This is a genomic window from Arthrobacter sp. 05T442 (genome assembly GCF_056395945.1).
On the sequence record NZ_JBFTKM010000003.1, the window covers coordinates 64,188 to 88,978 of the forward strand.

Sequence of the window (24,791 nt, forward strand, 5' to 3'; positions counted from 1 at the left end):
AGGGTCCATGACCAACCCGCACGTGTACGTAGCGATGGCCGACATCCTGCATCTCAGATGCGACGCATGGCTACTGCCAACTGACTCAAGCCTTCACATCGAGCAGCATTGGCTGACAGCGCATCCCGGCCTTCGCAGTTTGGCGACGGCGTCTGCCTCTAGGGATTTCCGAGATGGGAGACTATTAGCCGAGCCGATCTCCCCGTGGGACCCATCGGAACCATTGCCCATTCTGACTGCCGTCCCCTTCGACGGCGGTTGGGGACCCACCGACGTCGTCGAACGGCTGGAAGCGTTCGTGACCAGTGCGACGTCTGCCGTTCCGGATCCAGATAGCCGACCCTATCGCCTCCTGGCGCTGCCCTTTTTTGGGACCGCCGGGGGCGGGGCCGGGAATCACCTTGGCGCTGCTCTGCGCGCGGTCCTAGACGCCGCCAGCGAACTCGCGGCCCGCTATGGCGTGGACCTCGTCCTGGTACTGAGGGACAGAGCAGCGTTCTCACTGGCCCAGAAGCTGAGGCGGGCGGAAGCCGACGGCGGGTCCTGGCCTTCCCTCGGCGACCACCTAAGGGAGAAAGCCAAGTCCCTTGGTCAGATTGCAGGGGCCGGACACTTGGTGCCCTTTCTCGGCGCAGGCGTCAGCGTCAGCGCCGGAGCTCCGAGCTGGGGCCAGCTTCTCGACAAGTTGAGGACCGGTGTCCACCTTAAGGAAGCCGAGGCAGACGCCTTCTACGGGCTGGGCCCGCTCGACCAGGCCGGGGTTCTCGAGCAGCTCTACGCCGACCAGCATGGCTCCCCGGAGGCGTTCGGTCAGGCGGTGGCGGACGCCGTCGACTTGCCGAGATACGGGCTGGCGCCGGCACTCCTCGCCGCTCTCCCCTCCACGGGGGCGATCACGCTGAACTATGACCGGCTTTTCGAAACTGCCTGCAGCGACGCCCAGCGGCCACGGACTGTCGTGCCGGAGAACATTCCCGCAGTCGGCAATGACTGGCTGCTGAAACTCCACGGGTCGGTGAGCCAGCCTGAGAGCATCGTGCTGACCCGTGACGACTACCTTGGCTATAACAGCAACCGCGACGCGCTGTCCGCGCTGGTCAAGGCGCACCTTCTGACCCATCACTTGCTGTTCGTCGGGTTCGGGCTTGCTGACGACCATTTCCATGAGATCGTCCACGACGTCAGGCGCGCGCTGCCGAACAACGCCTCCAAGAACCACCAAATGGGCACGGTACTCTCGCTCTTCCATGAACCGCTGCAAAAACTGGTCTGGGTAGGGAAACTGGACATCCTCCCCATGTCCGGCGCCCCGGCGCCGGACATGGGCCCGGCTGACGTGCACACAGCCCTCGTGACGGCCGGACGGGAGCTAGAGATCTTCCTGGACATGATGGCCGCCTACGCCACCGACAATCATTCGTATCTTCTGGCGCCCGCTTACAATCAAGGCCTCGACGACGACGAACTCGACTTGCGGCGGCAGCTCCTTGCCCTCGCCGGCCAAAAGCGATCAGCCAGAACAGCTGAAGTGTGGGGCGTGCTCGACAAGGCCCTCCGAGAACTGGGTCTGGGCGACGCGTCTTAGCTTAATGCTGACGTGGCTACTCAGGACGTGGACGTCAGAGTCAACCACCGGCCCCACTACGGCAGCGTGCTGCCAAATATCTCTAGCACCAGTGGATACAACCCGCCATTGAGCTCCCGGTACCTGGAATGGAGATTGATAAGCCGATCGTCAATTTCCAACCAGCCAAAATTGTCCAGACGGGCAACTGTTTCGCCCGCCCGAGTTAGCGCCCAGCGGGTGTCTTCCCACGACTGCAGTCGATCGCGTGTGGCGGACGACTCTGGATCCAGCGGTCCACCTATGAGTTCTTGAGTTGACCAGTCCGAACGATCCCCGAGGGTCAGCTCCAACATCGACGCCATCACGCGATAGCCGAGAGCCCTCGGAGCGGTCGTCGGCGACTTCTCAGGGCGGTGAATACCTTGGGATTTCTCGAGTGCAATAGCAATCGCCCTAGCACTTGGCATATTCAAGGCCCGGTCCCACGAAATTTGGAAGTCCCCACCGGAACCAGCAGTGAAACCCGAACCCTGCCGACGCGCTTGGTAGTCGGGCCCGCTCGTATTTGCCATCATCAACGAGTCAGCTTGACTCGCCGAACCGCCATCGCCGGTCAGTGCAATGTATAGACCCGGGTCCCGCCGACTCAGTTCACTTGCCACCCGCCAGGACAACGCGTTGATGTGACGATACAGAAGTGTCCTGTGCTGTGCGTAGATCATGGCGCTCCCTTAATGTAATGAAATCATTCTTCATGCCGTAGCCCGGCTTTAGCCCGAGCGCCTCGCGGAGAAGTCATTACTCCCCTTGCCGCACCCACAACCGCGACGGCCTTCCCCGGGTCCCGTCGGACATCTGCCCGGTCCCGGTCAACTTCGGCTCCATGAATCGCCGAAACGTATCGCGCATGAGCGTCTCGGCCGCCACCGCCTCGTGCAGCTCCCGCAGATCCCGCAGCGTGAATGGCTCATCCAGCAGCTCTCCTGGATCCGGCGCCTCCGCGTAGGCAGCCCGCAGCCACTCCACCGCCTTCGCCACAATCTCCGCGTGGCCGTACGGCAGCGAGGCGATCAGCTCCGGTTCCCCAGTCACGGAAGCCAGCCGGACGCCGTCGGACTTCATCGCCTCCCCCAGCCCCGCCAGCGGCACCACGTCCACGTGCGCCACCGACAGCACCCAGCCGCGGTCATCGCGCCCCGGCTCGTCGAAGACCTGCAACTGGCGCGGCACCCGCCCGGAGATGCCAGCCTTCTCCCGCAGGGACCGCAGCACCGCGTCCGCCAGGGTCTCGCGTTCGCGCAGAAACGTGCCAGGCAGCGCCCACCGTCCGTGCTGGTCGGGTTCCCCCCGCTGCACCAGGAGCACGCACACGCTGCCCTCCGACACCGTCAGCACGGCTGTGTCCACCGCCACCGAGGGGCGCGGGTAATCGAGCAGGGACAAGCCGGCGCCGTTGTTCGAATCCTTCACAACATTATTTATCGCAGTCTTGCGCTAAAGATGCAAGCCGTGCATACTGGAATAAATTAGCGCAGAAGTGCATTAAATCAATCTGGAGGTCCATCATGAAGGTTCCACAGCTCCACGTCGGCGCCGGCAGCAGGCTCGGCCCGCTCAGCATCTTCCCCGTCTGGACCTCCGGGTCCGGCAGCCTCGGCATCAGCTCCGGCACCCACGCCGACGTCGCCGTCACCGAGCTCGCCAGCGGCGCCCAGGTCCCCCGGCTCACCGTCACCAACAACGGCCCGCACCCGGCGCTCCTGCTGGAAGGCGAGCTGCTCGAGGGCGGACAGCAGCACCGGACCTGCGCCCGCGACGTCGTCCTCGGCCCCAGCGAAACCCGCGACATCGACACTTTCTGCGTCGAGGCCGGCCGGTGGGAAGCCGGGGAAACCAGCCACCGACGGCAGGCACGCCGCGCCCCGCTGAACGTCCGTTCAGAGCTTGCCAACGTCCCCGACAGCCAGCGCGGAGGCAACCGTCAGGGCCGCATCTGGGAACGGGTCAGCCGCTTCGACGCAGCCCGCGGCGCCTCGGCGACCAGCTCTCTGCTCGAGCACATGGACCTCTTCACGGAGGGCCGGAACGTGCGGAACCGGTTCGATGCGGCGGACGCCCCGGATGCGCTGGAAGGCCAGCGCGGCGTCGTGATCGGTCTGGGACAGCAGCCGCTGCTCCTGGAGGTCTTCGGCACCAATACCCTGTTCCGCCGCCACTACCGGCAGCTGATCGATTCCGCGCTGCTGGACCTGGAGCTCCTCCCGCCCCAGGCGCTGGCGTCCGGTCCCATGCCGGGTCAGCGGGCCCGCGACTTCGCCGCCCACGTCCAGGCGATGGACTTCGGAACCTTCGACGGCGGCGCCGCGGCCGTCGAGGTCCGTATCCACGGCTCGCTCCGCAGCCGCAATGTCTCCCGTGCCGTGGGCACAGTTTCGGTCTCCGGCATCGCCGTCGAGCTCCCCACGCGCCAACCCCAGCTGGCCCACCTGGCCGGCTGGAACACCCAACACCCCCTGATGGAGATGGCATGAAACTGACCCCTTTGCAGAATGACCGCGCGGCCGGCGTCCTCGTCGCCCTGGCCGCCGGCGACGCCCTCGGAGCCGGCTACGAGTTCGGCGCACCGCTGCCGGACGGCGCCGAAGTCACCATGAAGGGCGGCGGGCCGTTCGGGTTCGCGCCGGCCGAGTGGACCGACGACACCTCCATGGCCGTCCCGATCGCCCAGGCGTTGCTTGAGGCAGCGTCCGACGCCGGGTCCTCCTCCCCCGCGGCGCTCACCATGGTGGTCCGGGCCTGGGCGGCATGGGCGGCCGACGCCAAGGACGTTGGCGCCCAGACAAGTGCCGTCATCGCCGCCGCCCGCCGGCTCGCCGCGGATGCCGGACGGAGGAAGGTCCACGCCGCTGACTTCTCCGCCGCGTCCGCGGACTTCCATGCCCGCACCGGCCGCAGCGCCGGCAACGGCTCGCTGATGCGGACCGCACCGCTGGCCCTTGCCTACCTGGACCGGGACCCGGCCGAGCTCATGGCCCAGGCCGGGGTGCTCAGCGCGCTGACCCACGCCGACCCGGACGCCCAGGAAGCCTGCGGCCTCTGGTGCGTGGCAATCCGCGGGGGCGTGCTGACCGGGCGGCTCGACGTCCGGGCCGGGCTGTCCCTGCTGTCCCCCGAACGCGCTGCCGTGTGGCGGGTGCGGATCGAGGTGGCCGAGCGCTCCCGGCCGCGGGACTTCACCAACAACGGCTGGGTGGTCGAGGCGTTCCAGGGGGCCTGGAGCGCGATCCACCTTGCGGGGTTGTCAGCGTCCGGCCCGGCGCACCTGCGCGCGGGGCTGGAGGAGGCTGTCCGGGGCGGGCGGGACACGGATACCGTTGCCGCGATTGCGGGCGGGCTGCTGGGGGCCGCCTACGGCTACACCTCCGTGCCGTTCGAGTGGCGGCGGCGCCTGCACGGCTGGCCCGGGCTCCGGGTCCGCGACCTGATGATGTCCGGCATGGAACTGGGCCGCGGCGAGGGCCGCCGGCCAGCGTCCTGGCCTCGCGCCGAGCGGCAGGACTACAGCATGTGGGGCCGCACCGATGTCCTGGTCCAGCACCCGCACGACGACGGCGTCTGGCTGGGCGGGGTCGGCTCCCTTTCGCGAGTGCCTGACTTGGGGATCGACGCCGTGGTGTCATTGTGCCGGCTGGGGACTTCGGATGCGCCCGCAGTTGCCCGGGAGGACCACGCGACATTCTGGGTGGTCGACTCGCCAGTTGAGGAGGACAACGCGCATGCCGGGTTTGTGCTGCGGGACGCGGCAGCCGCCGTCGAGCGCTTCCGCGCGGAGGGCAAGATGGTGCTGCTCCACTGTGTCAGGGCCGAGTCCCGGACGCCTACCGTAGCGGCGCTATATGGGGCGAGGGTGGCCGGAGTGTCTCCGATGAAGGCGCTGGAGGATGTGCGGCGGGTGCTGCCCGGGGCGAACCCGAACCCTGTGTTCCTTCGGCTGCTCGGCGAGCTGCCGGAGCACCGAGTGAATATTGTCACACCGGCCAAGTAGCCTGCATTCACGAGCTTGAACAGTCCAATTGGGGGATGAAATGACTGACCTGATCCACGAGTCTTTGAGTAGTACGGGCTCCGACCCTCTAGCAGTGGCGTCGGTCCCCACTTCCTATGACTACGCATTCTTGTACTCGTGGCAGCAGGAAGCTCTCAAGGCCTGGCACTCGAATGCTCGACGTGGCGTCGTGGAGGCCGTCACGGGATCAGGCAAGACCCGTGTCGGCATCGCCGCTGCATTTGAAGCCGTCCGCCAAGGAATCAAGGTCTTGATTCTCGTCCCCACTGCGGAACTCCAGCGGCAATGGCTGTCTTCCATCCAGCGCGACCTTCCGCGGGTTCGCCGTGGCGCACTCGGCGATGGCCACACGGATTCACTCGACCAGGTGGACATCCTGGTGGCGATAGTCCACTCGGCGTCCAACCGCGAGACGCTGCGAAGCCACAAGGCCGGCCTGATCATCGCGGACGAATGCCACCGCTACGCCGCCCCAATGTTCACGGGAGCCCTTCAGGAGGGGTTCGCCTGGCGGCTCGGGCTGACCGCCACCTACGAGCGGTCGGACGGAGAGCACGAGGCGGTCTTGTCGCCATATTTCGGGGGAGTCGTCTACAAGCTCTGGTACGACCGCGCGCTGAAAGACAGTGTCATTGCGCCGTTCGACATTGCCCTCGTCGGTGTTGAACTGACGCCGGCGGAGAGAGTCAACTACGACGATCTCTCAAACACCATGCTGGAAGCAGCGCGCAATCTGGAGACCTACGCCGGAATCCCCCGGCGCCCGTTCCATCAGTTCATTGCGGCAGTCGCCTCGCTCGCGGGGTCAGACTCCATCACTCGGGAATCGACGATTGCCCGCAAATACATGCGGGCGATGGCGTCCAGGCTCACCTTGCTCGCGGAAGCCCGGACCAAGTACCACGCGCTGGCGGCACTCAAGGAGGCCGTGGACCAGTCGCGCGGGACGCTGGTGTTCACCCAGACTCAGGAATCTGCACGGCGTGCCCAGGAGCTGTACACGGCAATGGGCTCCAAGGCTTCTGCAATCTTCAGCGGCATGGCCAAGGATGAACGCCGGCAGGGCATGGAGGACTTTCGCAACGGCACTTCGCAGATCCTCGCCGCGCCGAGATTGCTCGATGAAGGCATCGACGTGCCGGAAGCCGACCTCGGCATCATCGTCGCTGCCAATCACAGCCAACGGCAGATGGTCCAGCGCCTGGGACGCGTCATCCGCAAGAAGGCCGACGGAAGGGTCGGGCGTCTCGTTGTCCTGTACTCGAAGGACACCGTGGAAGACCCCAACGTCCAGGGCGAAGAGTTTCTGGGCCGCGTTCTGCCGTTCGCCCGAAACGTCGAGTTCTTCGACATCAAGACCGATTTGGACCGGCTGCAGAGCTTTCTACACCAGATTGTGGCCGAGCCCAAACCTGCGTTTCGGCCGGGCGGCGAGGTGGATCCGATTGCTGGTGTGGAGCAGCCCCAGACGTCTCCCGAGCCGCCACCTGAAGAGCCCGAGGATGATCCCGAGCCGCTGGGTTTTGATTTGGAAGACGACGAGTGGCCTGAACAGCTCGCCGGCAGTGATGGCGTCACGGATGACGCCGTGGCGGACTACCTTCGGCGGCTGGGCCGCTACGAGTTGCTGTCGGCTGAGCAGGAGGTGGAACTGGCCCAGGAGGTCGAAGCGGGCCTTTACGCGGAGCAGCTCCTCCTGGACAAAGATGCGCCGCGGCCGCGGCGCGAAACCCGGGAACTCGAATTCCTTGCACTCCTCGGCAAGCGAGCCGCTGACACACTCCTGAACGCCAATCTTCGGTTGGTCGTTTCGATAGCCAAGCACTATGTCAATAGGGGCCTCGACTTCCTGGATCTGATTCAAGAAGGCAATCTGGGATTGCACCGGGCCGTCTGCAAATTCGATTTCTCCAAGGGCTTCAAGTTCTCAACCTACGCCACGTGGTGGATTCGCCAAGCCATCACCCGGGCTCTGGCCGATCAGGCACGCCTTATCCGTTTGCCTGTCCACATTGTGGAGCAAATTCAGAAGCTCCAGTCAGTGCTGCGTACTGCCGCAATGAATGGATCCTCCTGCACCAATGAAGACCTGGGCCGCCTCACGGACAACTCAGTCGAGAAAGTCGAATACCTTGTGACCTTGGACAAGGCGATCTACTCGCTGGATATGCAGGTGTCCGATGGCCGAGGAGGGACCGAAGCCCTCGCCGAACAGCTGGCCGATCCGTTTGATCTGGACGTGACGGATCCGCTCTTTAAAGTAGCTATGCAGGAGCAGCTGCGTGCTGTTCTGGACACACTTGAGGAACGTGAGGAAGGAATTATTGCCATGCGCTTCGGAATGACTGACGGCCAGGAAAAGACTTTGGACGCAATTGGTCAGGTGTATGGCGTCACCCGGGAAAGGATCCGGCAGATCGAAGTCAAGACAATGAAGAAGCTCCGCCATCCATCTCGATCACAGGTGTTGCGTCAGTACATGTTTGACGGCTACGAATCACTGCTCACGAAAGCATCCGCGGTGACGGAAACCGACGCCGACGCCGACGCCGAGAAATCCTAAGCGAATGCTTTTCCGCGCCCCCGCGGCCGCGGGGGCAAACATCGTCACCTGCCCAACAATGTCGGGCACTACTGGTAGGAATGTGATCATGAGTACAATTCCTGGGGGAAAATAGCTTGCCCGCTGCCGAAACGACCGGCTGCTTCCGTTCGCCGGAAACAATGCGCCTTGAAGTCGCAAGCGCCGCTTACGCCGCCGGAGAACCTCTCCGCGCCACAGCCGCCAATTTGGGTTGCACGGTGGACGAGCTCTGCGATTCGTTGGCCAAGCAGCCAACCGCCGACCTCGAGCTTGAGCGCGCGCGATCCGTTCGGCAGCGGAGCCTGGCCACAAACGAAATCATCTATGAGAACCGTGAGCTGCTGTACCGGTTGAACGCCGCTGGGATTGCCTGGTCTGATACGCCGAAGGTCCTGACGGCGCTCGGGAGCAAGATCGACGTGGAAGTCGCGGCCGAACTCGTCAACATTCCCGGGGTCCCGTCCGATCGAATGGAGATGGCACTGCCCTCGCGGAGCTTGGGCGACAAGCTAAGTCTGTTGTACGTGGCGGGTAAACACCACGGAATCGAACCGGACTATCAGCTGACGCTCGGCACAATGCCGGTCGAGGAGTTGGCCGAACTTCGATCACTCATGCAGCCCAACGTCTCCCCGCGGCGGCTGGCGGAGTTCGCCGCCGTGTCGGAAACGACCAAGCTCGCCATCCGAGCCCGAGACGTCCAGACCGTCTCCTATTCGGACTACGCCACGATGGCGGAGGCGATCTCAGTGCGTCTGGGAAACTTTAGGGTAGCTCCCGCCGACAAGTGGCCCGCGCCGGCCACCGTCCTACTTCGCCGTTACGGTCATGGATTCTGGGAGGATGCGCTGCAGGCTACCGGCCTGAGCCTGCCAAGTTCCGAGTCGAGATTTACCGGGAAAGACTTCTTCGAAGCGCTCGACGGCTTCACGGAAGAATGCATCGACTTTGAGCACCCCATGAGCATTGCCATCTACGACCGGTGGGTTTACTCCGAAGCGTCCATGAGGAACGACCGCCCTTCGGCGATGGAAATCGTCCGCCGTTACGGCAGCTGGGCTTCAGCGCTGGAGGTCATTCTTCCGCAGGAGGACGACAAAGACGATGTGGAGCCTCTTCGGCCGGTCGCCCACCCACCCTCTGCCCCGCCCGCGGTCCCAACGTCGCAACAAACCTTGGGGATTAGAGCATGATTGAGCCACAATCCGAGGCCGATAGTCTCCAGCGGGACGTGAGGGGCCAGGCGATGAGATCGTTTCTGGCCGGGGACCCTCTGCGCTGCATCGCCGCCGCAGCGAACATGAGCAGCTGGGAGATTCTGCACATCCTCGGTTGTCGATTCGCGGACCGGGGCGAGGAGCAGCGGTCCAGGGCCCTCCGGAATCGATGCAATGCCACACTGGCGGCCCTTTACCAGGAGCGGGAACGCTTCGAGCAGCTCAACCGAGCCCGTATCGATTTCGTGGATATACCCAAGGTTCTCGCCGCGCTCGGAGCACCGGTCGACGTCGACATTGCCGAGGAAATGCTCCGCAGTACGCATGTGTTCAAGGAACTGCTGCACCGTGCCGTCCAACAACAAACGGGTGAGGTGGAGTTTGTTCCACCCATCGATATGCTCAGTTTGCTCTACGTATTAGGCCGTCACCGCGGGGTGCAACCCGATTATGAAATGGCTCTGGGGGTCATGCCGCTCTCATACCTCGCCGAGATCCGTGACCTCCTGGGTCCTAGCCACCCTTACGGGCAGTCAGCCGAAATCCTGGCCGTCATTGAATCAACAGCTCAGGCCATCCGGGCCGGCGATGTCGGGGGAATTTCGTACTCGGACTACGGGGAGATAGCTGAGGCAATCTCTGCGGACCTTGGAGACGAACTGGCCGGTGGCGGAGACCGTTGGCCGGTACCGGCACGATATCTCCGCCGCAGACTGGGCCGAGGGTTCTGGGATACTGCGTTGAGCTTGGCAGGGTTGCAGCCACTTTCCGAGACACACTGCTTCAGCACATCTGACTTCGTTGAAGCGGCCAACGGATTTAGCATGGCCTACCACTACTTCGGCTCCCCAAAAGACGTGGCGAGCTACGACAGTTGGGTCACTGCCGAAATGGCCGCCGGACGCCATCGCCCGTCCGTTGTCGCTATCAGAAGGTACTTCGGCGCTTGGGAGTCGGTGATAGGCGCCGTTATGCCGTCGGAAGTCGAGGATGAGTACGACGGCATGGTCAACCACATCAGAGCCCAGAACAATGTCGAGGAAGGTTGGGCGAAAGCGGGCGAACTGATCAGCGAGATTTTGGCAAACATGCAGTGGAACTCGTTCCTCAGAATTGAGTATGCCGACGGCTCCGACGGCCTGACGCCCTACGCGCAGGCAGTTCCCAGCGCCGATGGGGTCTGGTTCGAAATTGTGTCCGAGCAGTATTTGCCAGCCGACACGTGGCCCATAGATACCGGCTACCTCACCGGGACTGGCTGGTCTGCTCCCGATAATGATTTTCCGAACTGGTCCAAGGACGGTATCCCGCACATCGAAGCCGGTCACCAGATACTCGAAGGCTTGCGATTTGGCCGGGGCTGCGAGGACGCGAGCAAGCTTCGATGGCATACCGGCCAATTCCCAAACGGACCTGGCCCGGATGGCGGCGTCACCCTTGATGACGCATTGAACGGTATTGTGCAGACACTTAGCAACGCTGCCTAGCCAGATTCCGAGTTGATGGAGCACCGATGAAATGCATTCCGGAAGAACCCGAATTCGGCGATGGCCACGCGGCGGAGAAGGCAGTCTGGTACGCGCTGAAAAACAGTCTCCCAGACGACGTCGTCCTTGCCCACTCAGTCCAGCTAAGGGACGGACGGGCAGAACACGAGATCGACATCCTCGTCCTGTGGCCCGGCGTCGGAATGGCTGCAATCGAGGTGAAGGGAGGCCGAGTCTCTGTCGAAAACGGACAGTGGCTTCAGTCCGACAGGTCCGGGGCGCACAAGATACAGAGTCCCGTTGCGCAGTCGCAGGGCTCGCTCCACGCCTTCAAGCACTGGATCAGCCGCCAGCTGGGGACCCAGCTGACGAGCCGCTTCGCCTACATGGTCAGCTTCCCCTACACCAACGTGCCCCGCGATTGGGAGATGGCGGGCTGCCCGCGATCGCTGGTTCTCGACAAGGAAGACACCGCTTCGGCTGCCGACCAGGTCCGAACCGCGATCGAATTGGAAGGCGGCGGCGCTTCGTCGCTGGCGCCGGCATTCATGGAACGCATAGTGCGCGTGCTCAACGGAACACTGGGAGGTGAGGGTAACCAGCTACTGGACCCGAAAGAGCTGGAAGACGCCCAGGATCATCTCACCGAGCGGCAGACGGTGCTGTTGAAAGCCACCCGGTCTCTCCCCAGGGTCCGGTTCATCGGTGGCGCAGGAAGCGGAAAGACGTGGCTGGCCATAGAGAAAGCCCGGTTGCTGTGCAAACAGGGCAAACGGGTCGGCCTGTTTAGCTACAACAAGGGCATCAGCCAGTATCTACAGGACCGGGTTTCGAACTGGCGTCATGCCCAGCCCGTCTTCACCGGAGAGTTCCACGAATATGCCCGGCGTCTGGGAGTGGAGGACGGCACGGGGCCCGCCTATTTCGAGGAGGAACTGCCGCAGCTGCTCAAGGAGCTGGCAGTCAGCCTCCAGCCCCAGCAACGGCTAGATGCAGTGATCATTGATGAAGCTCAAGACTTCGCTCCGCTCTGGTGGGAGGCGCTGCTTGCCACCACGACGGACGACGCCGAGATCTACGCGTTCCTGGACGACCACCAGGACGTCTACCGGCGGTGGAGCAACCACTCGACAGAGGGGGCAAGCCCGCTGGAAGACCTAGTGACGATCCACATCGACGAGAATCTGCGCAACACACGAAAGATTGCCGACACCTTTAAATCCTTTGCCGGTGACCACTTCACGCCGAGGGGCAGCACGGGGCTGCCTGTCCGGCGCGTTCAGTGCGCCACCGAGGACGCCCTCAACGTCGCCGGGGACTGCATCGATGCGCTGATCGAGGAGGGGTGGGCAAACAACCAGATCGCCATGCTGACGACGAAGGAACGCCACCCCATCCATAAGGAGTTCTTCGAGAACGGCACTACCGCTGACTACTGGCGCGAATTCCACGCAAACGAAAGCGAGTTCTACGGTCACGTTCTGGGCTTCAAAGGCCTGGAACGGTCTGTGATTGTCCTCTGCGTTAACGGCTTCAAGGACCTAAGCCGAGCAGCCGAGCAGCTCTATGTGGGCCTGTCCCGGGCTCGAAGCCTTCTCGTGATTGTTGGCGACTCTGATTTGCTGGAGGAAGCCGGCGGGCGGGATCTGAAGACGGCTCTGTCGCGCGCACAGGCTTGGTCGCCAGCGACACCCGTCGACCGCTGAAGGTGGGTGCGACGGCTCATGGACCGCGATTCCAATTGAGCGCCAATCCCGCAACCTGGCGCTGGAGCAACGGGAGGACTGCCGCCTGGGCATGAGAAGCTGGATCAGCTTTCGGTCTTGTGACCGCGGTCGCAGCACTCGTTTCCTACGCGGCGGCGGAGGGCGGCCGCGCTGGGGCGAAGGCGCGTGGCGTGTCGAGAGGAACCGGCGTCGGCCGCTCCTGCTAGCTTCAGTTCATGGGCGAGTCTAAAGCGATTGACGTCGACTACAACTTCTTCGATGACACTCCGGCGGGCAAGGACCCCGACAGTCACAGCCCCACCCTCCGGCGATACCACCAGCTCCTATGGAGCAAGCCCCTCCCTGACGGGCGGCCGTTCGAGCTTCACGCGGGGCGCGCTCGCTCACCGTATCTCGTGTACGAAGCAGACGGCACGAGAATTGTTCTCGGAAGCGACACGATTGCGACCCGGCATCGAAGGAAACTGCACCACCTCTACGCGCAACTTCCAGACGAGGTCAATGACGCGTTCCTGCGACGCTCGTACACGATCTGCGGTTTCATGATCTTCCCAGTCTCGCGGGGCAGCCTCAACCAGAATCGAGGCACTCATCCGCGGATCCAGGACCGATGGGACTTGACTCTCGAAGCGATCCGGCGCTTTTACGAGGGCGGCACGAGTCCCTTGTCCACACCCCTGGATCGCTATGCCGGCTTCTTCGCGCTATTCGGCTCCTTCGCCGGATACATCGAACACTTCCATCTCGGCGACTTCGTAGATGAGAGTGGTGCAGTGCGCTTCCTGCTCCCCTTCGACAACTTCAAGTCGCCGGCGCTGCCCTCGGACCTGCCAACTTATGCGCGTTACCGCCTGGACAGTCTGGAATTATTTGAGGCACGCCGCCTGCGAATCCTGAACGCGATGAGCTAGCAGCCGTTGCGCGCAATTTCGACAGACTGCTTCAGGCGCCTCGCGCCGACTGAGGCGTCACACTCCGCCGATCGTCCGCCCCCAACGCGTCGCACCGTTCATTGTCCGACCCCGCCCATATGATCTAGGAACTGTCGCTCCAACACGTCCCGGGGGATGCTGTGAACGTTTTGTTTGGCCTGTATCTGGACCGCGCTCCGTGGACATACCGTGAGTCCGCACTCGGCGCAGTGCGACTAGGTCCGTTGGGGTTGACGCAGCTCCTGCAAACCCGGCTCGGACTGACCGGACCCGATGCCCGCCACTCGACACGGATCAGACAGTACATGGGCCGCCTCGCGGACCAGGACACCCCGACAGCCTGGTTCCATGGATCGATCTCCGTTGACCCGTGGTCCACAGCGATCGACCTGCTGAACCAGCGCGACGAGCTCGTGGTCAACGGCTGGACCGGCGAGGCCCCGCCCGGGTCCACCGCCAAGCTGAATGCCCTCGCTTCCCTGGAGCAGAGCGAGCTCCCCCTCGACCGGGCATTCGCCGACTATCCCCTCGAACTCGTCCACGAACTCGAGAGCGATGCCACAGCGAACTGGCCTCTCGGAATCTCCCGGCTTGAACTCCAGCACCCCCGCAGCTCGTTTCCCGCCATCTGGGGCCGGCTCATCGGAGCCCTTGAACGGCGCGGGGTGAACGTGACAGAACCGGCTCCGCACAGCGGGCCGGTGGGCAAAGTGACCGTCCTCGTCGCCAAATCCGAATGGGAAGCGGCCGAGCACACGGCCCGGTGGCTCGCATGCGACGACCACTCCGGCACGGACCGCTCCGCCGTCGTCGCCTCCTCAAGCACGGCGTTGCTGGACCAGGAACTTCAGCTGCGGGGCCTGCCCCGGATCGGTGTCAGCAGCCGCACCCGGTGGCGCGCCGTGGACCAGATCATTCCCCTCTTCTTCAACGTGATCTGGAAGCCGGTGGACGTCCAGCTGCTGGGCGAGTTCCTGAACCTCCCGGTCAGCCCCGTCCGCCGCGCGGCAGGACGGCATCTGCTGCGAGCCCTTGCCGCCCAGCCGGGCACAGGCGGCGAGGAGTGGCTCGGCGCACTGCGAGACATCAGCAGCGACGAGGCCCTCGGCCCCGATGTGGCGGCCGAGCTTGACCTTCTGCTCAGCACAGGGCTGCTGGCCGACGACGGGACTGTCAGTGGCAGCGCCGTCGTCGAACGCGCGCAGTGGCTGCGCACCCAGCTCAGCCGCCGCGTGCAGCTCTACCCCCAGCTGGAGTCCGTGCTCAGCCAGCTCAACGAATTCACAGCACTGATCGACGGGCCGGAGCCCGTGACACGCAAAACCCTTGCGCGGATCCTGGAATCCGTCATTCCTGCCAGCGGCAGTCCCATCTCCAGCGGCGAGGCCGCGCCCTGGGTCACGCTGCGCAGCCTCGCCGAACTCTGCGACGACGTCGACACCCTGGTTTGGTGGGGGTGCCAGGATGATAGCCAGGCTCGGGCCCGCCACTGGGACAACGCCGAGCTCCGGGCGCTCCAGACCGTCGGCGTCGAACTGCCGGATCCCGCCGCACTTGCCGAGCTGGAACTCTCCGTCGCAGTGGAGGCAGCCAAACACTGCCAGCGGCTGCTGCTCGTGCGTGCCGCCGAGATCAGCGGCGAGCCGACAAAGGCGCACCCGGTCCTGTCCTCGCTCGCGTTCAGCGTCCTTCCCGTCCCCCTGCCCGGAACCCCGGAGGAGAACAAAAAGGCCGTGGAGCACGCCATCAAAGCCTTCACCGTCACTCCCGCCGATTTGGGGCACGACGGCGTTTGGCAGCTCGCCGGCCGGACCGCGGCGCTGACGGCGGTGCAGCCCTCCCCCACCGAGCCTGTCCCGGCCTCTCACGACCTCGGCCCCCGTCCGGCCTTCATGCCCGACAAACTCTCCTACTCGCAGCTGAGCACCCTGATCGGTTGTTCGCTGAAGTGGGTACTGGAAAAGAAGGGCCGGCTCAAGGTGGGCGCCGCGCAATCCGTCCCCACCGGAAACACGATGATCGGCACCCTGGTCCACAGGGTGGTCGAGGAACTTTTCGGCGAGCTCCACGCCGCGAACCGGGCAGTGCCCGAGCCGGCGGAAGTCCAGGCGAAGCTGGACCAGCTCGTCCCGCACTACGCCTCGGAGCTGCTGCTGCCGGGCAGGGGAAGCAAACTCGCCGGCCTCCGGCCCGTCGTCGAGAGCTCGGTCATCAAACTGTTCCAGACTTTGCAGTCCCAGGGTGTCTACATCCGTGCCACCGAGCACAAGTTCGACAAGCCGGCCTCGTTCAACGTCAACGGCGCTCAAACTGAAGTGCAGGTATCCGGCTCCATCGACGTCCTGGCCGCGGACCAGCAGGCTGAACCCGTGGTGATTGACCTCAAATGGACCAACCGTTCGAAGTACCGGCGGGAAGAGATCACCAAGGGCGACGCGATGCAGCTCGCCCTTTACCACTGGGCCTTGGATGCCGGGCCGGACCCGATGTCCACCGTCGCCGAAGACGCCGCCATGTCCTACTACATGCTCAAACAGGGCGAGTTTGCCTCAACCAGCAATCTCTTCGGCCCAGCTCTGGCCAGCCCGGCTTCCAGCCGGGGCACCTGGCAGCGGTCCGTCCGCGCCGCCGAATTCTCCATCTCGGAAGTCGTCGAGGGACGCGTCTTGGCCGCCGGGCGGCGCGAGCTCGGTTCCTCCGACGAGCAACGGGAAACGGCAACGTCGGACGGGAGGCTTTATCAGAAGCCTCCCTGCAACTTCTGCGACTTCTCCGCTCTCTGCGGCCTCAAAGGGGACCTTTCATGACCCACGCACTGAGCAACGTCACGATGATCACGGCCAGTGCCGGCACCGGCAAGACGTACAGCCTGATGGGCGAAATCGCCCGCGCCATCAACACCGGTATCCAGCCCAGCCAGATCCTGGCCACCACCTTCACGAAGAAGGCCGCCGCCGAACTCATTGACCGGGTACAGGCCGAACTCTTCGGGCAGGAACGTCCCGACGCCGCCCGGCAGATGTCCGTCAGCATGGTGGGCACGGTCAACAGCGTGTGCAGCCGTCTGCTGCAGGAATATGCGGTCGACGCCGGGCTGTCGCCGGCGCTGCAGGTCATCGCGGAGGACGAACAACTCCGGATCTTCCAGCTGGCCACCGACGACGTGTTCGCAGAGTTCACGCCGCGGATCCAGCCCCTGGCCCGGCGTCTGGGGTACGACGGCGAATCGGACATCCGGGGCAGCGACCCCGACTGGCGCACAACCGTCCGCGACATCGCGGATGCCGCGCGCGGCAACACGCTCAATCCAGCGGATCTGGCGCACTCGGCTTCATCCTCCTGGCAGGGACTGCAACAGGTCCTCGGTCCGGCGGGCCTCGACGACCGAGCGGCCTGGTCCGGTCAGCTCCTCCAGGGCCTCATGAGCTTGCGCGGGATGACCGCTGACATCGTCGAAGGCGGCAAGACGCCGCCCAAGAACCTGTTTGACTCCATCGCCCTGCTGGAGCCCGTCCTGTCTTACGCCTCGCCGGAGGACGCCCCGTGGCGCTTCTGGATCGATGCGGCCGGGGTCTTGAACGCGGGGGCCAAGCGGGAGCTGGAAAGCTACATTTCAGCGATCGAAATGGATCTGGTATCCAACCCCGTCTTCCAGACCGAGCTGAAGGAATTCACCGAGCTCGTCTTTGCCTGCGCCGCTTCCTGCCTGGACAGGTTTGCGGATTTCAAGCGGCAATACGGGCTCATCGACTTCGCGGACCAGGAAACCCTGGTCCTGGGACTGCTGGAGAACAACCCGGAGTTCCGGGCCTCCATCGCAGATCGGATCAAGTTCATGGTGGTGGACGAGTTCCAGGACACGAGCCCGTTGCAGCTCCAGCTGTTCACCAAGTTCGCCGAGCTGGTGGACAAGGTTGTCTGGGTCGGCGACTCCAAGCAGGCCATCTACGAATTCCGCGGCACGGACCCGGAGCTGATGAAGGCCGTCGCAGCCCACATTGAGCAAAAGACCCAGCTGCACGACTCCTGGCGGTCCAAACAAGCTGTCATCGACCTCTCCAACGAGATCAGCCTCGCCATGTTCCCGGAGCTGGACGAGGATGAGGTTCGGCTGACGGTTCCGGAGGCCCGCCTGGAGGCCGCCCATCCCAAGAACGCCCTAGGCGGTTCCCGGGAGGCCTGGACTCTGAACGCGAAAACGGTTCCGGAACAGCTCCGGGCCGTCGCCGCCGGCGTCGTTGACCTGATCCAGCGCCGCGGTTTCAAGGCGTCCGACGTCGCCGTCCTTGCCCGGTCAAACGCCGCAGTGGAGGCTATCGCAGCTGAACTGACCGCGCTCGGCCTCAAGGCAACAACCAACACCTCCTCTCTGTTCGCCACGCGGGAAGTCCAACTGGTACGCGCCGGGATGGCCTTTGTCGCCTCCGACGACGACACCGTAGCCCTAGCAGAGTTAGCCCACCTTCACCCTGAGCATGCTGAATTCGGCCGCTGGGTGCCCGCGTTGTTCGACGCCGCCGAGCCCCAGGACGAACTCAAACGCTGGGCCAGCGACCCGCTCGTGTCCGGACTGGTCGAGCTTCGCGGCCTGGCCAAGCTCTGCACTCCCACGGAAATCATGGAGGAAGTCACGTCCCGGCTCGGCGTGGCCCGCCTCATCAAATCGTGGAGCAACCCCGGAACGCGGCTGAAGAATCTCGACGCGCTGCGCGCACTGCTGGAGCGCTACTACGAATCGTGTGCTGCGCTCAGCAAGCCCGTCACCCTGAGCGGATCACTCAAATTCCTTGCCGACGCCGACAGCGCCGGCAGCGAGAACTTCGGCGACGACGTCGTCAACGTGCTGACGTATCACAAGGCCAAGGGGCTGGAATGGCCGGCCGTGGTCCTCGCCAGCCTGGACACCCCTGTTGCAGCAAAGCCGTGGGGCGTGGCGGTCGAAGGCGTCGCGGAGATCGACGTCCGGGACCCCCTTGCCGGCCGGTGGATACGCTTCTGGCCCTGGCCGTTCGGCGGCAAGGGCTTCAAACCGCTCTCCGCAGCGGCGGACGATTCCGCCGTCGCCCGGCAAGTTCTGGCGCGGCGCCAGGCGGACTCCGCGCGAGTACTTTACGTGGGGCTGACCCGCTCCGTCAGCGTGACCTGCCTGGCGGCCGCCAAACCGGCCCCGGCCTCGCTGAACACACTCGCGTCAGGACCGATCGTGGAGTGGACCTCCGGACCCGGCAACGACGGAACCTTGGTCGTCCAGGGCCGCGACGGCGAACGCAGCCTGCCCGTCGATGCCTTCAGCTACGAGCCCGCGGAGGGGCCAGCAGCAGGCGGCGAAGGCATCGCCCGGGAATTCGCCGACGTACTATCCGTGTCCAGCCCGGTGCCCCAGAAGCCGGCGCGGGTAACAGCCAGCTCGATGGAGAGCTTTGGCTTCGTCGCCGATGTCACGGAGGCCGCCGCCTTGGGGCCACAGCTCATCGCACACGGAGCAGCCGGCTGGGACCACGTGGGATCGGCCATCCACGGTTACTTTGCCCTGCCGCTTACCCACATGGATACCGACGTCCGCCTCATGGCGGCGCAACGCCTTCTGGACCGCTGGGGTGCTGCAACCAGCGTCGACGCAAGCGTTGTGGTGGAAGCCGGGGACCGGATGCTCAGCTTCTTCGCCCGGCAGTACCCGGGTGCTAAGGTCACCACCGAGCAGTCGGTTGCCTGGCGGAACCCGGACGACCAGCTGATGGAAGGGTGGATCGACCTCCTGCTGGAGACACCCGCCGGATTCGTGCTGGTGGATCACAAGTCTTATCCGGGCAAGGACCCTATCGGCCATATCAAGGACAAATACATTGGCCAGATGCGAGGGTATGCCGAGGCGATTGAGTCCATCACCGGGCGGCCCGTCGTCGAAACGCTGATCCACATGCCGGCGCTGGGGAAGTTGTTCCGGATCAGCTGAACCTCACCACCACCGGTGGCGGCACTCGGAGTTCTGGCACGCCCACTTGGGTGTGCCCATCTCTGTTTTGCCGGTGGACGGAAACAGGAGATTCCTCCCCAATCTATGCAGACAGCGCAGCTTCGCCTGCTATGCCCGACTTAGGAAATCGGGAAGAGACCATATACTCAATTTGACGCAGAATAGCGTCAAAGGTCTGGCCTCCAGCGATGTAGCTAATGGGCCGAAAACTTGGGGATGCAAATGAATAGCAACCGATTGCCTAAGGGCACGCCGGAATCCTACTATGCGCCGCAGCCTCGCAAGCCGAAAGTTTCGACATTCATCGTCGGAGCCTTGGCTCTAGCCGCCATCGCGCTGGGCGCGGGCAGCGGTGGAGTGGGTGGGGCCCTGATATTCATGGCCATGTTCACCGCGTTGACCGGCCTCTACGTCACCGTCACTGGGCGCCGCTCGTGGGCTCGGCTTCCGGGCAGCCGAAAAGTCGGCGGCATCGTTCTCGCGGCCTCGCTGGTGCTATTCGTAGTCGGCGGGATGACCCTTCCGCCCCGGTCGGCAGAGAGCATTGCCGCCCAGGCCGCTTCGGAGAACGAAAAGCGGGCAGCAGAAGCGTCCCGAGCATCCGCCGTCGCGTCACAAACGCCCTCGGTTACTCCATCTCCCACACCATCGCCGACAAATACAGGGGAACCACTGGACCCCGACAAGGTCACGGAACTCGCCAAGGGCGTCAGCTACAAAGCCCCGAAAGGCCAACCCGCATACGCAACGAAGGCAGCAGATCTCCTCGCCGCTCTTCCCATCAAGAGCGCGGCGCCGACGCCCGGGTACGAGGCTCGAGCCATGTACGGTCAGGCGTGGGCAGATGTTGATATCAACGGTTGCGATACCCGAAACGACATACTCAAGCGGGACCTCACCAGTGTCGTATTCGCAGACGACGTTCACTGCAAAGTCGAGAGCGGGATCCTGGCAGACCCCTACACGGCTAAGACCATCCACTTCCAGAGGGGCCCAGAAACTAGCAGTGCCGTGCAGATAGACCATGTGGTCGCGCTAGGTGACGCGTGGCAGAAGGGCGCCCAACAGCTCACCGGAGCCCAGCGCATGGCATTGGCCAACGATCCCCTGAACCTCCAGGCCACTGACGGCCCGACCGATGTCCAGAAGGGCGACAGCGACGCCGCAGCTTGGCTGCCGCCGAACAAGAGCTACCGCTGCGACTACGTTGCCCGTCAAATCTCTGTCAAAGCGACCTATAACCTGTGGGTAACGCAGGCCGAACACGACGCTATGGCAACCGTCCTGGGAGATTGCGCTGGTCAACTCGTCCCTACCAATGAGAAGGAAGTTACAGTCGTCGCGTCTGCCGAGCCGACTCCGGAGGGGTCCGCCGATGCAGCTGTCGCTGTCCCCGAGCCCGAACCTGCGGCAGCCGAGCCTGCACCGTATGTTCCGCCGGCGCCGGTCTACGTCGCGCCGGCCCCCGCACCCTATGTTCCGCCGGCCCCCGCGCCCGCACCCTACGTGCCGCCGGCACCTGTCTATGTGCCCCCGGCGCCGTCTGCAGCCTACTACCCCAACTGCGCAGCGGTCAGGGCTGCCGGGGCCGCTCCGATCTATGCAGGACAGCCCGGCTACAGCCGAAGCCTGGACCGCGACGGCGACGGAATCGCCTGCGAAAAGTAGAGACCTGGGCCTAAGGAACCCCCGTTACTCATTGCGGCTGACGGGGGTACTTTGCGAACACGAAATGCTTCACCACCAGCGGTACCGGCACTCCGGGTACTGGCACGCCCACCTAGGTGTGCCCATTTCAACTTTTCCAGTGGACGGATTATGGCGTTCGACGACGTCAATGCAGCATCCATCGAATTCGGTCTTCGGCATTGTTTCCTGAACACTTGGCGCGATCATCCCGTAGGCGATCCGCCACGCCTCGTGGCCGCACACCGGGCATCGCCGCGTGGTTGCGCGTTTAGTCTGTTTGGGGGCGGACGTCATCTCATCGGGAGTCATGGAAGCACTGTAGGCGGGCGCTCCGACAGTCGGGAGCAACCTGCAGACTTACAAAAACTTTTAGGGGCTTCGAAATTTTTGTAAATTTCCCAGCGGGAAAGTAGACACCTTCAGGGGGAGGAACAGTGGCCTCCAAGTTCACCGGCGCCACCGAATTCCAGGCATCCTTCGGCGAACAGATGGCCGCCGGCGTGATCATCACCGTACCGTTGGTCATTATGGTGCTCATCTTCCAGCGACGGATCGTCGAAGGCCTCACCGCGGGCGCGAGCAAATGACTCGAGTCGAGGAAACCGTCTTGGCGCCTTCCGCTGAGTGGTGGCAATCCGCCGTCATCTATGAGGTCTATCCGCGCTCCTTCGCCGACGGCGACGGCGACGGCGTAGGTGACCTCGCCGGCCTCATCGCCCGGCTGCCGTACATCGCTTCCCTCGGCGTCGACGGCATCTGGATGACCCCGTTCCAGCCCTCCCCGCAGGTGGACCAGGGCTACGACGTGAGCGACTACTGCGGCGTGGACCCCCTTTTCGGCACCATGGAACAGTTCGATACTTTGCTGGAGTTGGCCCACTCGGCGGGCCTGCGGGTCCTGCTCGACGTCGTCCCCAACCACTGCTCCTCGGAGCACCCGCTGTTCCAGACGGCCCTCGCGTCCGGCCCGGGCTCGCCGGAACGGGACATGTTCCACTTTGTTGAAGGCCCCGACGCCGACACGCCCCCGAACAACTGGCAGAGCGTGTTCGGCGGCCGCGCCTGGAGCCGCGCCAACCCGGGCTCGGCGACGGATACCGACTGGTACCTGCACCTGTTTTCCGCCGGACAGCCTGACTGGAACTGGCGGATCCCGGCGGTCGGCGCCTACTTCGACGGCGTGCTGCGCTTCTGGTTCGACAAGGGCGTGGACGGCCTCCGGATCGACGTCGCGCATGCCCTGTTCAAGGCCGAGGGCCTGCCGGACTCCCCCACAACGGGCGGGGTGGTGGACGGGCTGCGGTCCAACCCGCAGGTCTCGGACCAGGAAGAAGTCCACGAGGTGTACCGCCGCTGGCGCACCCTGGCCGAGAAGTACGAGCCGCACCGCCTCCTGGTGGGCGAAGTGAACCTGGAACCGGCCCGCGCCGCCCGCTACACCCGCGCCGACGAGATGCAGCAGGCCTTCGCGTTCGCGTTCGTGAAGCTCGGCTGGGACCCGGAGGCGTGGGCCGCCGTCGGAAACGAGCTCGAAGCCGCGCGCCTGCTGCACGGTGCGACGCCGACGTGGGCGCTGGAAAACCACGACATCGTCCGGTCAGTAACGCGGTTTGGCGGCGGCGGCGACGTTGGCGCCCTGCGCGCCCGCGCCGCGCTGGTGGCGTTGCTGGGTCTGCCCGGCCCGGCCTACCTCTACCAGGGCCAGGAGCTCGGGCTGCACGAGGTCGACGTCCCGGTCGAGGCCCGGGTGGATCCGATGTGGGCCCGCGGCGGAGTCTGCCGCGACGGCGCCCGCGTCCCGCTCCCCTGGACCCAGGACGCGGCGTTGAGCCACGGCTTCTCGCTCAGCGACCCGGCCGCGGATCCGTGGCTGCCGCAGCCCGATGGCTGGGGAACGCATGCGATCGAGCGGCAGCTGCAGGACCCGGAGTCGTCGCTCGCGCTGGTCACCAAGGCATTGGAGTTACGACGCCAGCTATGGGCGCAAGGCGTCTTCACCGCGAACGACGGCGGAAGCTGGCGCGTCGAAGCCGGGAACGTGCTGATCTGCGAGCGGAGCCCTGACTTCTTCGTCGCCGTCGCTATGGGCACCGATCCGGTGCAATTGCCGGCGGGAACGGTGTTGCTCAGCGCGGCCCCGTTGTTGGAGGACGGCTTACTACAGCCAAACAACGCCGCATGGATGCGGCGGGGCTGAGGCCAGTCTGTTTCGGGACCATCCACGTTTCCGTGGGAATACCCGACAACACCGGAACGGCTAATGCCCTGCCAGCGCACACTGACGGTGGGCAAGCACGGCTTTGAAATCGGGGGCTGAAAGTCATCAGGGCCAAAGTCCAGCCATACGTTCAGTAGCGCCTGGACGCGGGATGCTCCTCGGCCCACGCGACGACGGCTGTGGACAGGTCCATAAACTCCCGTGCGTCAGCGATAACGGCGGACCATTCCGGAGAACGCGTGGCTGCATCAGCGGCCTCGGGACTCTCAAACCATACTTCGCCCAAGCCGGCGTAGGGCGGCCTATCACCGTTCGGGCCGGGCACGCAGCGGTTCTGGACATACGCCTGCACGTCTGGCACGGCCAGCACTAACGGGACATGGCGGGTGAGCCAGCGCTCGACAGCCTCATCTTCATTCAGGTCCGCTTGGACCTGCCAGGTCGTCAACCGCTTGATCATAGCGAGCCTCTCGGATGAACATGGTGTGGATGAAGCCCAAGCTATCAATGCAATCTGAGAACGTCGAGAGGTCCGACCTCCGCAACGCTCCATCTGCCACATTCTGCGGCTGCCGCGCGAGCGGCACCGCTTAATCCCTTTGCCCATGCCGCGGCGCTGATATTCAAGTCCCGGTCCAATCACGCCCGCTGGCCACTATCTTCAGCGGCTGCCCCGCCCGCCTCCACACGGTGGTAGAAGGGCGCGGCCTGAAGCTCCCGGAGGCGTACGAGCCCAAGGGCTGATGTACTGACTTCCAGGTGCCAGCGTTCCAAACTCTCGTATCTGCGCTGAAACCGGCTCCCGCCCTGGTGACGGGAACCGGTTCCCTTCGGCTTCGCAGCTGGCTGCAGCGATGCTTTGCGCCGTTGATCGGTGCCAGGCTCCGGCCTACGCGCGCTGGGCGATGTTGAAGATGTTGCCCTCGCTGTCCAGGAACCAGGCTGCCTTCCCAAAGGATGCTGTGGCAACGCCGTTCTCTGTCTTCAGGCCGGGAAAATCGTACTCTTCAAAGACGACGCCGCGGCCTCGCAGTTCCTCCATCTCGCGTTCGAGATTGTCCGTTTCCCAGGCCAATTGGGTGTTCTTGGCTGTCCCTGCATTCGGGGTCTGGTAGACGAGGAAGCGGGTTCCTTGGCCGCAGCTGTAAGTCAGGCTGCCCTCCTCCATGGATTCGGTGGGTTCAATTCCCAGCTTGTCCCGGTAGAACTCCTTCGCCCTGTTGATGTCCTTCGCGGGGAGGACAGCCATGATGTTTGAATCCTTGAACATGATGATTCCCTTCAGTGCACTGGTGTATCGCAGCGATTGCGTTACTCCCCCGGTTTCGGC

Annotated in this window: 16 protein-coding genes and 1 pseudogene; 13 read left to right on the top strand and 4 right to left on the bottom strand. The window is 64.3% G+C overall.

All coding sequences use genetic code 11. The features are described 5' to 3' along the window. Positions 1-223: 223 nt before the first annotated feature. Complete coding sequence (locus AC1DES_RS04890) at positions 224-1,585, top strand: SIR2 family NAD-dependent protein deacylase (protein ID WP_476894562.1); 1,362 nt, start codon at positions 224-226, stop codon at positions 1,583-1,585. 56 nt (positions 1,586-1,641) lie between these two features. Here AC1DES_RS04890 and AC1DES_RS04895 read toward each other — a convergent pair whose 3' ends face one another. Together AC1DES_RS04895 and AC1DES_RS04900 are read right to left on the bottom strand one after the other, a co-directional pair. Further along, positions 1,642-2,289, bottom strand: a complete 648-nt coding sequence (locus AC1DES_RS04895; RefSeq protein WP_476894563.1) for a TY-Chap2 family putative peptide chaperone — start codon at positions 2,287-2,289, stop codon at positions 1,642-1,644. A 76-nt stretch (positions 2,290-2,365) separates the two neighbouring features. Then, the gene (locus tag AC1DES_RS04900; RefSeq protein WP_476894564.1) at positions 2,366-3,037 is read right to left on the bottom strand and encodes an NUDIX hydrolase; all 672 of its coding nucleotides are present in this window, start codon (positions 3,035-3,037) and stop codon (positions 2,366-2,368) included. A gap of 95 nt (positions 3,038-3,132) precedes the next feature. Here AC1DES_RS04900 and AC1DES_RS04905 point away from each other — a divergent pair, with 95 nt between their 5' ends. The 12 genes and pseudogenes from AC1DES_RS04905 to AC1DES_RS04960 all read left to right on the top strand — a co-directional run bounded on the left by AC1DES_RS04905 (position 3,133) and on the right by AC1DES_RS04960 (position 23,440). Continuing rightward, the gene (locus AC1DES_RS04905; protein WP_476894565.1) at positions 3,133-4,098 is read left to right on the top strand and encodes an ARPP-1 family domain-containing protein; all 966 of its coding nucleotides are present in this window, start codon (positions 3,133-3,135) and stop codon (positions 4,096-4,098) included. After that, positions 4,095-5,612 (top strand): ADP-ribosylglycohydrolase family protein, encoded by a 1,518-nt coding sequence (locus AC1DES_RS04910; RefSeq protein WP_476894566.1) that lies wholly within the window; start codon positions 4,095-4,097, stop codon positions 5,610-5,612. Before AC1DES_RS04905 ends, AC1DES_RS04910 begins: the two co-directional genes overlap by 4 nt. 40 nt (positions 5,613-5,652) lie before the next feature. Further along, entirely contained in the window at positions 5,653-8,196 is a 2,544-nt protein-coding gene (locus tag AC1DES_RS04915; protein WP_476894567.1) for a sigma-70 family RNA polymerase sigma factor, read from the top strand. A gap of 116 nt (positions 8,197-8,312) precedes the next feature. Continuing rightward, positions 8,313-9,410 carry a hypothetical protein gene (locus AC1DES_RS04920; protein ID WP_476894568.1) on the top strand — a complete coding sequence of 366 codons (1,098 nt, stop codon included), beginning with the start codon at positions 8,313-8,315 and terminating at the stop codon, positions 9,408-9,410. After that, positions 9,407-10,921 carry a TY-Chap domain-containing protein gene (locus tag AC1DES_RS04925; RefSeq protein ID WP_476894569.1) on the top strand — a complete coding sequence of 505 codons (1,515 nt, stop codon included), beginning with the start codon at positions 9,407-9,409 and terminating at the stop codon, positions 10,919-10,921. Before AC1DES_RS04920 ends, AC1DES_RS04925 begins: the two co-directional genes overlap by 4 nt. A gap of 26 nt (positions 10,922-10,947) precedes the next feature. After that, on the top strand, positions 10,948-12,627 hold the full coding sequence (locus tag AC1DES_RS04930) for a nuclease-related domain-containing DEAD/DEAH box helicase (RefSeq protein WP_476894570.1): 1,680 nt from the start codon (positions 10,948-10,950) through the stop codon (positions 12,625-12,627). Between the two features lie 236 nt (positions 12,628-12,863). Next, positions 12,864-13,559, top strand: a complete 696-nt coding sequence (locus AC1DES_RS04935) for a DUF6994 family protein (protein ID WP_476894571.1) — start codon at positions 12,864-12,866, stop codon at positions 13,557-13,559. 251 nt (positions 13,560-13,810) lie between these two features. Next, positions 13,811-16,387 carry a PD-(D/E)XK nuclease family protein gene (locus tag AC1DES_RS04940; RefSeq protein WP_476894572.1) on the top strand — a complete coding sequence of 859 codons (2,577 nt, stop codon included), beginning with the start codon at positions 13,811-13,813 and terminating at the stop codon, positions 16,385-16,387. Beyond that, positions 16,384-19,533: a UvrD-helicase domain-containing protein gene (locus AC1DES_RS04945; RefSeq protein WP_476894573.1), complete on the top strand. Its 3,150-nt coding sequence runs from the start codon at positions 16,384-16,386 to the stop codon at positions 19,531-19,533. Before AC1DES_RS04940 ends, AC1DES_RS04945 begins: the two co-directional genes overlap by 4 nt. A 243-nt stretch (positions 19,534-19,776) precedes the next feature. Beyond that, on the top strand, positions 19,777-21,222 hold the full coding sequence (locus tag AC1DES_RS04950) for a GmrSD restriction endonuclease domain-containing protein (RefSeq protein ID WP_476894574.1): 1,446 nt from the start codon (positions 19,777-19,779) through the stop codon (positions 21,220-21,222). 452 nt (positions 21,223-21,674) lie between these two features. Further along, positions 21,675-21,830 (top strand): annotated as a pseudogene (locus tag AC1DES_RS04955) (carbohydrate ABC transporter permease); the annotation flags it as partial. A 20-nt stretch (positions 21,831-21,850) separates the two neighbouring features. Continuing rightward, positions 21,851-23,440: an alpha-amylase family glycosyl hydrolase gene (locus tag AC1DES_RS04960; protein WP_476894575.1), complete on the top strand. Its 1,590-nt coding sequence runs from the start codon at positions 21,851-21,853 to the stop codon at positions 23,438-23,440. A gap of 151 nt (positions 23,441-23,591) precedes the next feature. On the opposite strand, the gene AC1DES_RS04965 is transcribed toward AC1DES_RS04960, so the two are convergent. Beyond that, positions 23,592-23,909, bottom strand: coding sequence for an EthD family reductase (locus tag AC1DES_RS04965; RefSeq protein WP_476894576.1), 318 nt, complete (start codon positions 23,907-23,909; stop codon positions 23,592-23,594). A gap of 441 nt (positions 23,910-24,350) precedes the next feature. Then, the gene (locus tag AC1DES_RS04970; protein ID WP_476894577.1) at positions 24,351-24,731 is read right to left on the bottom strand and encodes a VOC family protein; all 381 of its coding nucleotides are present in this window, start codon (positions 24,729-24,731) and stop codon (positions 24,351-24,353) included. Positions 24,732-24,791 lie beyond the last annotated feature (60 nt).

Excerpts from the sequence above, each read along its gene's own strand:
- AC1DES_RS04895 (WP_476894563.1), bottom strand. The coding sequence starts at position 2,289 with ATGATCTACGCACAGCACAGGACACTTCTGTATCGTCACATCAACGCG.
- AC1DES_RS04905 (WP_476894565.1), top strand. The coding sequence starts at position 3,133 with ATGAAGGTTCCACAGCTCCACGTCGGCGCCGGCAGCAGGCTCGGCCCG.
- AC1DES_RS04910 (WP_476894566.1), top strand. The coding sequence starts at position 4,095 with ATGAAACTGACCCCTTTGCAGAATGACCGCGCGGCCGGCGTCCTCGTC.
- AC1DES_RS04915 (WP_476894567.1), top strand. The coding sequence starts at position 5,653 with ATGACTGACCTGATCCACGAGTCTTTGAGTAGTACGGGCTCCGACCCT.
- AC1DES_RS04925 (WP_476894569.1), top strand. The coding sequence starts at position 9,407 with ATGATTGAGCCACAATCCGAGGCCGATAGTCTCCAGCGGGACGTGAGG.
- AC1DES_RS04930 (WP_476894570.1), top strand. The coding sequence starts at position 10,948 with ATGAAATGCATTCCGGAAGAACCCGAATTCGGCGATGGCCACGCGGCG.
- AC1DES_RS04935 (WP_476894571.1), top strand. The coding sequence starts at position 12,864 with ATGGGCGAGTCTAAAGCGATTGACGTCGACTACAACTTCTTCGATGAC.
- AC1DES_RS04945 (WP_476894573.1), top strand. The coding sequence starts at position 16,384 with ATGACCCACGCACTGAGCAACGTCACGATGATCACGGCCAGTGCCGGC.
- AC1DES_RS04950 (WP_476894574.1), top strand. The coding sequence starts at position 19,777 with ATGAATAGCAACCGATTGCCTAAGGGCACGCCGGAATCCTACTATGCG.
- AC1DES_RS04970 (WP_476894577.1), bottom strand. The coding sequence starts at position 24,731 with ATGTTCAAGGATTCAAACATCATGGCTGTCCTCCCCGCGAAGGACATC.